This is a genomic window from Planktothricoides sp. SR001 (assembly GCF_001276715.1).
Lineage (GTDB): Bacteria > Cyanobacteriota > Cyanobacteriia > Cyanobacteriales > Laspinemataceae > Planktothricoides > Planktothricoides raciborskii.
This window is the reverse complement of the sequence record NZ_LIUQ01000045.1, coordinates 1-13,490: the sequence shown is the minus strand read 5'-3', so window position 1 is coordinate 13,490 and position 13,490 is coordinate 1. Positions and strand designations below refer to the sequence as shown.

The following is a 13,490-nucleotide window of genomic DNA, read 5'->3' as shown; positions in this document are numbered from 1 at the left end:
GAAACCCGATTTCTTTTCTCGGAGAAACCGGGTTTCTTGTTGGCGATCGCTCCTAACTTTAAATATCACCTAGAAGGTTTACCTAAGTAGATTTATGGAGAAATGGAGGAGTGTAGGGTGTGGGGCAGTGGGGTTTACTATTACGATGTAGTTAAGGGAGAAATAAGTAAATTGAACCACAGAGACACAGAGGTTCACAGAGATGCTTCCGGAGCAGAGACGTCAGCATTGCTTCCGGTGTAGGGACGCAAGCCGAAGCGCCCCTACACCGGAAGCCGACGGCGGACTCCTCGGATCCTCGGATCCTCGGATCCTCGGCTCCTCTGCACCCCAAACCCCACACCCCACACCCAGGGACTATTCAGACAGTTTTCGGGTAAGTCTGGTACAATTTACCTTATCTAAAGCTGGAAAGATGAAACCACTAAATGAAAGCTTATTCTAATGACTTGCGCCAAAAAATTATTCAGGCTTATGAAAATAAGGAAGGCTCTTATCGTCAATTAGCCAAGCGTTTTAGTGTCAGTCTTGGTTTTGTGCAAAATTTGATGAAACGATATCGGGAAACCGGACAGGTTGACCCCCTACCCCACAGTGGAGGTTCGACCCCGAAGTTAACAGCGAAGCAAATGGAAATCGTGGCTGAATTGCTGAGAGCATATCAGGATGCTACTTTGCTGGAATTGTGCGATCGCCTCGATGAAATGACCCAAGTTAGACTCAGCCAAGCCACCATGAGTCGGATTCGCAATCGACTCAAGCTAGATAAAACAAGAAATAATTAAGGCTGATTGATTAGCTATTTATTTATATGTTAAATAACATTAAATTTGCTGATTTTTAGTTTACATTAATTCAGTAAAATTTGATGAAAATTCACTGAAAAATATTTTAATTAAAGTGATAATTGTGCTATATTATAGTTGCTTAAATCTGGGCATTAATGATAATCTCAAAAATCAAAAAAAATTACAAAGCCGATTTAACCATGACAAATGCGATTACAGCGGTTTTCACGTTGGTCAACCACAAATACCCGTAGGGGCGAAGCATTCCGGGACAAAATTTTTTATTTGGTTCCAGAGATTATTTGCGGTCATGCTTCGCCCCTACTAAGCATATGTGATCTATTCAGCAGAAAAACGCTATAAATTAATAGAATATATGAATAAAATATATGCAATATAAGGAAGACAATAAATATATGCAACTCCTGAGTAATTATTGGCGACGGTGTTTCGCGATTCCGCGAAGAGGATCCCTCACGGGAATCGCCCTAACTTTTGTATGTGCGATTTTATGCGCGATCGCTCTTTCTGGGTGCAATCCCGCTCAATTCAAAAGTCAAGCCGCAAGTGTGAATCAAGTAGTCTTGAGCGTACTCAGCGATCCCAAAACTTTTAACCCAGTTCTCAGTACAGAATCTCCCAATATTTTTGGGCTAACTTTTGAGGGCTTAACCACGCAAAATGGTATCACCGCGATGGTAGAACCGGGACTAGCAGAATCTTGGAAAATTTCTGAAGACAAACTAAGATTTATCTTCACCTTGCGGCCGGATTTAAAGTGGTCTGATGGGCAACCTTTGACCGCTGATGATGTAGTATTTACTTACAATGAATTGTACTATAACGAGAAAATTCCTACCAGTGCTAGAGATACTTTACGCATTGGCAAAAGTGGCGCTTTAGCCCAAGTGAGAAAACTAGACGATCGCCAAGTAGAATTTACGCTACCCGAACCATTTGCGCCTTTTTTACGCACCACTAGCCAGGAAATTTTACCCGCCCATATTTTGCGTTCTACCCTCAAGGAAGAATCTGATGGAAATCTGCGGTTTCTCTCCACTTGGAATACCAATACACCACCGGAAAAAATTATCGGCAATGGCCCATACCAATTAGCCGGTTATACTACCAGCGAGCGCTTATTTTTTCAAAAAAATCCCTACTACTGGCGCAAAGATGCTCAAGGTAATTCTCAGCCTTATATTGAAAGGGTAGTTTGGGAAATTGTCGAATCTCAAGATACCTCATTGCTGAAGTTTCGCTCTGGTAATTTAGATTCTATTTCGGTTTCTCCAGACAATTTTGAGTTACTCAAGCAGGAAGAAAATCGGAATAATTTTACCATTTATAATGGTGGTCAAGCACCGGGAACCACCTTTATGGCTTTTAATCTGAATCAAGGTCGGAATGCGGATACTCAAAAACCTGTGGTAGACCCGATTAAATTGCGGTGGTTTAGTAATGTGGCTTTTCGACAAGCTGTTGCCTATAGTCTGAACCGGGACCGAATGATTAACAATACATTTCGCGGGCTAGGAGCACCTCAAAATTCTCATCTTTCCATCCAAAGCCCTTATTATCTTTCCCCAGAAAAAGGCTTACCCGTCTATGATTACAATCCCGAAAAAGCTAAAGAGTTATTATTAAGTGCGGGGTTTAAATATAACGAGAGAAATGAACTCCTAGACCAAGACGGCAACCGAGTTCGCTTTACTTTGATTACCAACGCGGGAAATAAAATTAGAGAGGCAATGGGCGCACAAATTAAACAAGATTTGAGTGAAATCGGCATTACCGTTGATTTTCAACCGATTGCTTTTAATGCTATGGTTGCCAAACTGACGGATTCTTTGGATTGGGAATGTCATTTGATTGGATTTACCGGCGGAGTCGAACCCAATAATGGGGCAAATCTTTGGGCTCCTGATGGTCGATTGCACGTTTTTAATCAATCACGCCAACCGGGGCAAACTCCTTTGGTGGGCAGAAAAATCGCTGATTGGGAACAAAAACTCGGTGATTTGTATGTCCAAGGAGCCCAAGAATTAGATGAGGAAAAACGCAAGGCTATCTATAGCGAAGCCCAGAAATTAGTGCAAGAATATTTGCCGGTGATTCATTTGGTGAATCCTTTGAGTATGTCCGCAGTGCGCGATCGCATTCAAGGAGTGCAATATTCGGCCATCGGTGGTGCATTCTGGAATATCTATGAACTAACAATTAGCGAATAATTTCAACAAATTTCAGCAAATTTCAACAAACATCTAGCCGTGAACTCACAAGCCTTACAAACCTTACTCGAAGCCGTCGCCAACGGCACCCTCAAGCCCGATGCTGCCTTGGAAAATCTCAAAATTATGGCCTTTGAACCTGTCACCAGGGACGGAGAAACGGAATTTGCTCGCATCGATCATCACCGCAGCCTCCGCACGGGATTTCCCGAAGTTATCTGGGGGCCGGGGAAAACCCCAGAGCAAATTGGGCAAATTATGCAGGTGATGCGCGATCGCCATCCCGTGGTCATGGCAACTCGCATCGACCCAGAGGTTTATTTGCAGTTAGATGAACTATTGCCCGGTTTGGTCTATTACCGCAGTGCGCGGATTTGTGCCACCGCTATTCCCCCCATAGAACCGGAATATCCGGGCACCATTGGGGTAGTTTGTGCCGGAACTGCCGACTTGCCCGTAGCGGAAGAAGCGGCAGTCACCGCCGAACTTTGCGGCTTTCGCGTCCAACGTCTTTGGGACGTGGGAGTGGCGGGAATTCACCGTTTATTGGCCAACCGCCATATCCTGATGGAGTCCGATGTGTTGATTGTGGTCGCCGGGATGGAAGGGGCTTTACCCAGTGTGGTGGCGGGTTTGGTGGAAGCCCCCGCGATCGCTGTTCCCACCAGTATCGGTTATGGGGCTAGTTTTAATGGGTTGGCCGCTTTATTGGGGATGCTTAACTCCTGTGCTGCTGGTCTGGGGGTGGTGAATATTGACAATGGCTTTGGGGCGGCGATGTTAGCGGCTAAAATTCTGCGTACCAGAAACCAGGTTGCTTGAGTCAGAAACCCGGTTTCTGGCGTCAACCCTTGCCGAAGACTCAAACTAAAATAGAAACCGGGTTTCTGGGTTTCTTGCGTGAAACCGGGTTTCTGGGTTTCTTACGTCAGCCTTTGCGATAAACTCATTCATACATAAAATAGAAACCGGGTTTCTGGGTTAAAAAATAATGATTGTCACCGATGACGCCAAGAATTTACTTTCAGACTTAATTCGGCGATTTGCCCACCGAGTTGATTATTTGGCCATTCGCCTAGAAGCCGCCGAGGGCACCGATATCTTTTTGCGCGGGGAAAAGATTGAAACCCTCAGCGAAGGGGTGTCCACTGGGGGACAAGTTCGGGCCTGTTACAAGGGAGGCTGGGGTTTTGCCAGTTTCAATAATTTGGAACATATCCAAGCCAGAGTGGAAGAAGCGATCGCGGCTGCCCGTTTAGTCGGGGATGACACCACTTGTCTGGCTTATGTGGAGCCCGTGGTCGGCACTTATCATTTACATAGAAGTGGCACCAACCCCAGAACTTTGCCCCTGTTGGTGAAAAAGCAACTCTGCGATCGCTACAGCGAAATCCTCCATAGCGTTGACCCTCGGATCGCCACCACTTCCGTCCGCTACGGGGACATTTCCCAGCGAATTATCCTCGCCACCTCGGACGGCACCTTATTAGAACAATCTTGGGTAGACATGGAAATGCGCTTTGCCGCCACCGCCCGAGACGGGGAAATGGTGCAAACCGGGCGAGAAACCACCGGATCTCGTCAGGGTTACGAAGACCTGACCAACTTGGATCAGCAAGTGCGCGGGGCTGCGGAAAGGGCTGTGAATGCCTTATCCTTACCTCCAGTTAAGGGCAACACCTACACCGTAGTAATTGACCCTATTCTCTCCGGTTTATTTGTTCACGAAGCCTTTGGCCATCTTTCCGAAGCGGACATGGCTTATGAAAACCCCGACTTATTAGAAGTAATGACCTTGGGGCGGCGGTTTGGCCCAGAAGACTTGCAAATTTTTGATGGGGCAGCCCCAGAAGGGCATCGCGGCAGCTACCTCTACGACGATGAAGGCACCCCAGCCACTACTACTCAATTAATTAAGGATGGGGTATTAGTGGGCAGGCTACATTCCCGCGAAACTGCCGGGAAACTGGATGAAGCCCCTACCGGCAATGCCCGGTGTTTGAATTATCACTATGCGCCCATTGTGAGAATGACGAATACTTGGATTGCCCGTGGTAAAACTCCCGCAGCAGATTTATTTAGTGATATTTCCGAGGGAGTCTATGCGCGAAATTGGTTAGGAGGCATGACCAACGGGGAAATGTTCACTTTCACCGCTGGGGAAGCGTGGATGATTAGAAATGGTCAACTCGCGGAACCTGTGCGGGATGTCACCCTTTCCGGCAATGTGTTCAGCACTTTGGCAGATATAGAAGCGATCGGGGATGACTACTACTGGGATGAGTCCGGGGGTTGTGGCAAAGGGGGCCAAAGTGGTTTACCCGTCGGCTGTGCGGGGCCCAGTCTCCGCATTAGCAACGTAGTAGTCGGTGGAGTGTAAGAAACCCGGTTTCTTACGTCAACCTTTGCCGAAGACTTAAATTAAAATAGAAACCGGGTTTCTGGGTTACTCAGCCCAAGAAACCCGGTTTCTTTCCTCAGCCCTTGTACTAAGAAACCCGGTTTCTTTCCTCAACCTTTGCCGAAGACTTACAGCGGTTTTCTATTAAATAAACCACAATGATTTGTAGGGGCGAAGCATGACCGCAGATAAATTATGACTTAAAATATTGTAAGGGCGAAGCATTCCGGCAGTGTAGGGGCGAATGGCCATTCGCCCCTACTGCTTGGAATATTAAATGGACTGCCGGAATGCTTCGCCCCTACGGAATGCTTCGCCCGATCGCGATTTATTAACCTGAAAACCGCTGTAAACTAAAATAGAAACCGGGTTTCTGGGTTAACTCTGAAAACCACCGTAGGGGCGATTCGCGAATCGCCCCTACAATATTTTAAGCAATAATTTGTCTGCGGTCATGCTTCGACCCTACCCCAAGAAACCCGGTTTCTTGCGTCAACCTTTCCCGAAAACTTAAACCAAAATAGAAACCGGGTTTCTGGGTTTTCCTGGGTTAACTCCCAGCCCAAGAAACCCGGTTTTGTGCGTCAACCTTTACCAAAAACTCAAAATAGAGACCGGATTTCCCGATAAACTAAATAACTAGCTAGTAACCTGGTCTTGCGAGGCTGGCCAAAAATCCCTGAAACTTAGCTAATTCGTCGGGAGCCTCGCACCCTCTCTGGGTAACGGTTTCAGCGATTTTTTTTTCGGGGTTTAGCAAAATTGTAGCAACAAAATTCCTGAGCCTCGCAAACCGCCTCTAGACATCCCGCAGGATAAGGGTTATAATTTTTGCTATCCCCACTCGTTGGGGATATTAATTGATTGGAAACCGTAACAATCAAGAATCTTACAATAGTTGCTAAGTCAATATCCCCACTCGTTGGGGATATTAATTGATTGGAAACGCATTGTTTTTTACCTCGATTAAGTTGAATTTTCCCTAATCCCCACTCGTTGGGGATATTAATTGATTGGAAACAAATCGTTGATCGGAGTATTTGTTTCAGCGTGTTTTAGAATCCCCACTCGTTGGGGATATTAATTGATTGGAAACAATTTCTACGTAGCCGTCATCATGGAAAAAATAAAATTCTATCCCCACTCGTTGGGGATATTAATTGATTGGAAACTCAACGGGGGACATCCCGCTTTTTAATGCGTGACTGATATCCCCACTCGTTGGGGATATTAATTGATTGGAAACTATCCCAAAATCCACCCCACCAAGATTTGATGGTGTCAAATCCCCACTCGTTGGGGATATTAATTGATTGGAAACATTAGAGAGAGGTTTGGCTGAAAAAAATGCTAAAAATCCCCACTCGTTGGGGATATTAATTGATTGGAAACACTTTTTCGTTCAGGACAATCTTGTTCATAATCTTCTCCTATCCCCACTCGTTGGGGATATTAATTGATTGGAAACTCGAATACGATACCATCAAGGGAATCTAGATTATCCCCACTCGTTGGGGATATTAATTGATTGGAAACCATAATACTGTTCTGTTCCCTTGCTTTGTACTACAATTATCCCCACTCGTTGGGGATATTAATTGATTGGAAACTTAAGGAATTAAGGAATAGCTCTTATATTCAAAGAATTTTATCCCCACTCGTTGGGGATATTAATTGATTGGAAACATTGATGATTAACGTTTAACTACACGGAAATATTTAGAATCCCCACTCGTTGGGGATATTAATTGATTGGAAACAGATACTTGCATTGCCTTTCTCCTAAGAGTGTACTTCAATCCCCACTCGTTGGGGATATTAATTGATTGGAAACAGATATTGGAGAACTTTTAGGATATTCTCGTAGTAAGGGGAATCCCCACTCGTTGGGGATATTAATTGATTGGAAACACACATAAAGTAATACTTAAGATTATGGGAAAAACTAAGTATCCCCACTCGTTGGGGATATTAATTGATTGGAAACAGGGCTATGGTACGTGAATTTGGATTTTGAGATTATCCCCACTCGTTGGGGATATTAATTGATTGGAAACCCTTCCGGGGCTTGACCCTCAATCATCTTCAATAGTTGAAATCCCCACTCGTTGGGGATATTAATTGATTGGAAACTACACATTTAAATTACAAGTACCCTTTCTAATAACCCTTAATCCCCACTCGTTGGGGATATTAATTGATTGGAAACGAGTCCAAAAGGCTCGGTTTTCATTTAACTTAACATCCCCACTCGTTGGGGATATTAATTGATTGGAAACGCCTTAGCTTGAGAATTAATTTTGTTGGAAGCATCAACAATCCCCACTCGTTGGGGATATTAATTGATTGGAAACCCAGTGAGGTTCCCACAGTGGAGGATATATACTCCTATCCCCACTCGTTGGGGATATTAATTGATTGGAAACATACTTCTCCCTTAAGGATACAAGGGGAAGACCCTAATCCCCACTCGTTGGGGATATTAATTGATTGGAAACTCGACATAGGCATCATGCCGACAAGCTGGAGTACTGATTAACTATCCCCACTCGTTGGGGATATTAATTGATTGGAAACTTAAGTAATGCGGTCTGCTTGTCACCCGTGTTCGGATTTGTTAATCCCCACTCGTTGGGGATATTAATTGATTGGAAACACTCTATATAGTCGTTGGATTTTGCCGTTAACCCAGGAACCGATGATCCCCACTCGTTGGGGATATTAATTGATTGGAAACCGTTAGTGGACTGAGGGAAGTTAATAGACATGATTGATTATCCCCACTCGTTGGGGATATTAATTGATTGGAAACGATAAGGCTATAGCCCTATCTCAATAAATCTTATATAGGATGAATCCCCACTCGTTGGGGATATTAATTGATTGGAAACATATTAATTGATTGGAAACTTTGCTTACCTACCAAAAATCCCCTCTTGAGACATAAGAATCCCCACTCGTTGGGGATATTAATTGATTGGAAACAAATTCGCGGAAATCGTTACTTTTCCATAGTTCGTCTTTAGATCCCCACTCGTTGGGGATATTAATTGATTGGAAACAGTAATCTGAGGCATGGTGAACGAGTGAGTCGATAATCCCCACTCGTTGGGGATATTAATTGATTGGAAACCCGAGACCTGAGACCCGGCCACGGATATCACTATCCCAGCATCCCCACTCGTTGGGGATATTAATTGATTGGAAACAGTCCAAAAGGCTCGGTCTTTATTTAGCTTAACTAAGTCGCTTTATCCCCACTCGTTGGGGATATTAATTGATTGGAAACTCACCGTTCCCGGTGAAGTAATGGGTTACCCACTCTATTAATCCCCACTCGTTGGGGATATTAATTGATTGGAAACAGTAAAGCGTTAAACATGGTCTTGATTCTCCTAAGATTTTTACATCCCCACTCGTTGGGGATATTAATTGATTGGAAACCTCCTTTTCCACATACCTCAGTGTTCAGATATAGGAGATCCCCACTCGTTGGGGATATTAATTGATTGGAAACCTGCATTAAGTAAGCGACCATTGTGAAGAAGCATATCCCCACTCGTTGGGGATATTAATTGATTGGAAACATTGTCTCCGGTGTATCTAAATTGAGATTCATTATCAAGTATTTATTATCCCCACTCGTTGGGGATATTAATTGATTGGAAACGAGTAGTTACCCTTTACTTGTATCCCATCAATCTCTTCAATTAATCCCCACTCGTTGGGGATATTAATTGATTGGAAACCAGCCGTCTGGGAATTCCACCTCTAGATTTAGGTAGGTATCCCCACTCGTTGGGGATATTAATTGATTGGAAACAGATTTCATAGATTAGAAAGTAGTAAATCTTAATTACTTACAATCCCCACTCGTTGGGGATATTAATTGATTGGAAACTCCATACCTTCCTTGATAGCTTTAATCCATTGGGTGAAATCCCCACTCGTTGGGGATATTAATTGATTGGAAACAACCATTCCAGTTGTGTTGACCTGGAATAAAGCGGAACTATCCCCACTCGTTGGGGATATTAATTGATTGGAAACAGTGGGACAAGCCTGACTTGGAGATTTCTAAGTCGGTGATCCCCACTCGTTGGGGATATTAATTGATTGGAAACTCAGTTTCATCGTTCCTTGCGTTGATTGATGCTATTAAATCCCCACTCGTTGGGGATATTAATTGATTGGAAACTCACGGAATAAGGCATCGAACAGTTGTCTTCTAGGTAGGAAATACCGAATCCCCACTCGTTGGGGATATTAATTGATTGGAAACCATAGAGAGCGTTATTGTTAAGCGACAGCATCTTCCAATCCCCACTCGTTGGGGATATTAATTGATTGGAAACTGAACTGTCCGTTTACTGGGGTCAGACCGAAAGGCATAGAATCCCCACTCGTTGGGGATATTAATTGATTGGAAACATATGTCCCCATTTAAGGGTTCCCTCTTTAGGACCTATATCCCCACTCGTTGGGGATATTAATTGATTGGAAACGCATCAAGCATCCCTTAGCTAAACGGAAAGAGTATAGTATCCCCACTCGTTGGGGATATTAATTGATTGGAAACATAGGTTCCCGGCTTGTGACGGGTTTAGCTACATTAAGACAATCCCCACTCGTTGGGGATATTAATTGATTGGAAACTATCTTGGTATGAATACCCGCTTTCCGAGGGAACCCAATATCCCCACTCGTTGGGGATATTAATTGATTGGAAACAGGCACCTATCGCCATGTAGGAATTCAGACGACTGGATTATCCCCACTCGTTGGGGATATTAATTGATTGGAAACTTCCGCACCTTTTAGGCAATTTGTTAAGTCTGGATTGAATCCCCACTCGTTGGGGATATTAATTGATTGGAAACCGGAATCGAACCGGCAGCGGCATCCACTATGCGCGATCGCGATCCCCACTCGTTGGGGATATTAATTGATTGGAAACTGCATAAAGCACTAACCCCTTTTTCACCCAATCAGGTAAATCCCCACTCGTTGGGGATATTAATTGATTGGAAACAATTGCGGCGGCTTCCACGAACGGTTCTCTATATCCTTACCTAGATCCCCACTCGTTGGGGATATTAATTGATTGGAAACGTGAAAGTGGTGAGGAAAGCCTCCCGGGTACCTACCTATCCCCACTCGTTGGGGATATTAATTGATTGGAAACCCTCTATTTGTTCATTAGCTTTTTTTGCTTGGGTTTCCTGATAAATCCCCACTCGTTGGGGATATTAATTGATTGGAAACCGCCCGGTTCCGACCCCGGCAAGGCATCCAATATGCGCGATATCCCCACTCGTTGGGGATATTAATTGATTGGAAACGTTTCAATTGTTGACGGCTCGCATTTACATTTTTTTGCTGCATCCCCACTCGTTGGGGATATTAATTGATTGGAAACCGCCAAACTTTTTCGCTTCAGCCAATTTTTTGTTGAATTATCCCCACTCGTTGGGGATATTAATTGATTGGAAACGAACCGTTCTCACTGTATTGGATGCCGTTTATACGGCATATCCCCACTCGTTGGGGATATTAATTGATTGGAAACTTGATTTAGGGGTTTTTAGTGCTGGCTAACTCGGACTATCCCCACTCGTTGGGGATATTAATTGATTGGAAACTCATCACAGAAAAGCAACCCGCCAAAGTCGCGGCACGGGATCCCCACTCGTTGGGGATATTAATTGATTGGAAACCTTGTGTAGTTTTTCGATTTTGTATGGCTTGGACATTATTTTAAATCCCCACTCGTTGGGGATATTAATTGATTGGAAACCAGGGCTGTGGTACGTTGGACTGGGACTTGAGATTGAATGGATCCCCACTCGTTGGGGATATTAATTGATTGGAAACGGGGCCCTCCTCCATTAATTCTACCCAGGAGCTATAGAAATCCCCACTCGTTGGGGATATTAATTGATTGGAAACCTTGATATACTCCGTTGACTTTAGAGCCTCCTATCTTAAATCCCCACTCGTTGGGGATATTAATTGATTGGAAACACTCCATTCAGGAAGGATACCCTCGCCTTCTAAGAGTTGATCCCCACTCGTTGGGGATATTAATTGATTGGAAACTTAAGAGGAAAATAATAGGAACGTTAAGTCTAAGTTATATCCCCACTCGTTGGGGATATTAATTGATTGGAAACAACAGGACATCCCTTGAACCGGAAGCTAGACTCTGGAGTCATAATCCCCACTCGTTGGGGATATTAATTGATTGGAAACTGTACTTGGCTATTTGAGCAAGGCTCACCTTTTCCAAGATCCCCACTCGTTGGGGATATTAATTGATTGGAAACTGAACACAGTCTTCCCATTAGTGGAAGAGACTACCGATAATCCCCACTCGTTGGGGATATTAATTGATTGGAAACATTGTTATGGTCAACCGGACAATCAGGAAGATTAGCTATCCCCACTCGTTGGGGATATTAATTGATTGGAAACGGTTGAAAAGCTTAGTAGCTTTATCCACAAGGAACTATCCCCACTCGTTGGGGATATTAATTGATTGGAAACCCATTAGCAAAGATGTTAGAAGTAGCATTAATGCTAACGATCCCCACTCGTTGGGGATATTAATTGATTGGAAACTCGGTCTTTGTTTAAATCGACCAAATCCTTTTCATATACTATCCCCACTCGTTGGGGATATTAATTGATTGGAAACGATTTAAGAGCGTGCTTGCCATATTCTTCAAACCATACTATCCCCACTCGTTGGGGATATTAATTGATTGGAAACGTTGTAGCCACGGGCTACCTCTGGAAGCATATTACATCCCCACTCGTTGGGGATATTAATTGATTGGAAACTATCCTTCGGGGGTATAAGTCATAAGCTCTCCCTTATATCCCCACTCGTTGGGGATATTAATTGATTGGAAACCCAGAAGCCTTGCTCAATGCAAGTCTCAATAACAGTATCCCCACTCGTTGGGGATATTAATTGATTGGAAACCCATTAGCAAAGATGTTAGAAGTAGCATTAATGCTAACGATCCCCACTCGTTGGGGATATTAATTGATTGGAAACAGTCAGCTGCAATAGCTTGCATACGACGCTTCCAGTGATTATCCCCACTCGTTGGGGATATTAATTGATTGGAAACGTAAATATGTTCTTTTTGATAGCAAGCAAGCATATTATATCCCCACTCGTTGGGGATATTAATTGATTGGAAACGATTCTTTACGTTCTTACCGTTAGAAGCAGCGACCTGTATCCCCACTCGTTGGGGATATTAATTGATTGGAAACCGGTCATTATGGCTAGTGGCATACAAGAGTTTGGCAAGATCCCCACTCGTTGGGGATATTAATTGATTGGAAACCTTGACCATGCTTCAGCTTAAGAATCTTCTTAGCTTTATCCCCACTCGTTGGGGATATTAATTGATTGGAAACAGAAAGTTTGCAGCTTTCTCAAGGAGATTAGTGTCCTTATCCCCACTCGTTGGGGATATTAATTGATTGGAAACACCTTTCTCTTGGTCCAACCGAGGCTTAACACCCAATCCCCACTCGTTGGGGATATTAATTGATTGGAAACGCCTCCTTCTACTAAGGCCGCTAATGTTTTACGGTTCTATCCCCACTCGTTGGGGATATTAATTGATTGGAAACATATGCTTCCTCACAATTAACCGCCTTGATAACAGTTTGAATCCCCACTCGTTGGGGATATTAATTGATTGGAAACAATAAACCATAAGCCTAGAAGATTAGTTCTTCTAGATCCCCACTCGTTGGGGATATTAATTGATTGGAAACTTAGGAAGCATAATCACTACTGCTGATCCGTGGAATATCCCCACTCGTTGGGGATATTAATTGATTGGAAACACCACTCGGTATCTGAGGTAAACCCTCCCCGGACACACCATAATCCCCACTCGTTGGGGATATTAATTGATTGGAAACAATGTCATATTTTTCAGCAATAAATTTGTCTAGATTTATCCCCACTCGTTGGGGATATTAATTGATTGGAAACTCCATTCAATTAAACGATGCAGTTAAGAAACCCGGTTTCTTGCGTCA

At 43.7% G+C, this 13,490-nt stretch carries 6 protein-coding genes and 1 CRISPR repeat array; all 6 genes read left to right on the top strand.

The genetic code is table 11. The features are described from left to right. Positions 1–428: 428 nt before the first annotated feature. The 6 genes from AM228_RS21580 (at position 429) to AM228_RS21565 (ending at position 5,399) form a co-directional block, all read left to right on the top strand. Positions 429–785 carry a helix-turn-helix domain-containing protein gene (locus AM228_RS21580; protein WP_054469015.1) on the top strand — a complete coding sequence of 119 codons (357 nt, stop codon included), beginning with the start codon at positions 429–431 and terminating at the stop codon, positions 783–785. A gap of 124 nt (positions 786–909) precedes the next feature. Beyond that, a complete protein-coding gene (locus AM228_RS33260) occupies positions 910–1,116 on the top strand; it encodes a hypothetical protein (protein ID WP_156331959.1) in 207 nt (68 codons plus the stop codon). 61 nt (positions 1,117–1,177) lie between these two features. Continuing rightward, positions 1,178–3,019, top strand: a complete 1,842-nt coding sequence (locus AM228_RS21575; protein WP_231636898.1) for an ABC transporter substrate-binding protein — start codon at positions 1,178–1,180, stop codon at positions 3,017–3,019. Between the two features lie 39 nt (positions 3,020–3,058). Continuing rightward, a complete protein-coding gene (gene larB, locus AM228_RS21570) occupies positions 3,059–3,841 on the top strand; it encodes a nickel pincer cofactor biosynthesis protein LarB (RefSeq protein ID WP_054469014.1) in 783 nt (260 codons plus the stop codon). Next, on the top strand, positions 3,838–3,963 hold the full coding sequence (locus AM228_RS36325; RefSeq protein WP_255353240.1) for a hypothetical protein: 126 nt from the start codon (positions 3,838–3,840) through the stop codon (positions 3,961–3,963). The genes larB and AM228_RS36325 overlap by 4 nt, the downstream gene beginning before the upstream one ends. 47 nt (positions 3,964–4,010) lie before the next feature. Further along, on the top strand, positions 4,011–5,399 hold the full coding sequence (locus tag AM228_RS21565; RefSeq protein ID WP_054469013.1) for a TldD/PmbA family protein: 1,389 nt from the start codon (positions 4,011–4,013) through the stop codon (positions 5,397–5,399). Between the two features lie 857 nt (positions 5,400–6,256). Beyond that, a CRISPR array of direct repeats spans positions 6,257–13,443; the repeat unit is 36 nt; unit sequence ATCCCCACTCGTTGGGGATATTAATTGATTGGAAAC. Positions 13,444–13,490: the final 47 nt, after the last annotated feature.

Coding starts and splice junctions, on each gene's coding strand:
- AM228_RS21580 (WP_054469015.1), top strand. CDS start 429: ATGAAAGCTTATTCTAATGACTTGCGCCAAAAAATTATTCAGGCTTAT.
- AM228_RS21575 (WP_231636898.1), top strand. CDS start 1,178: ATGCAATATAAGGAAGACAATAAATATATGCAACTCCTGAGTAATTAT.
- AM228_RS21565 (WP_054469013.1), top strand. CDS start 4,011: ATGATTGTCACCGATGACGCCAAGAATTTACTTTCAGACTTAATTCGG.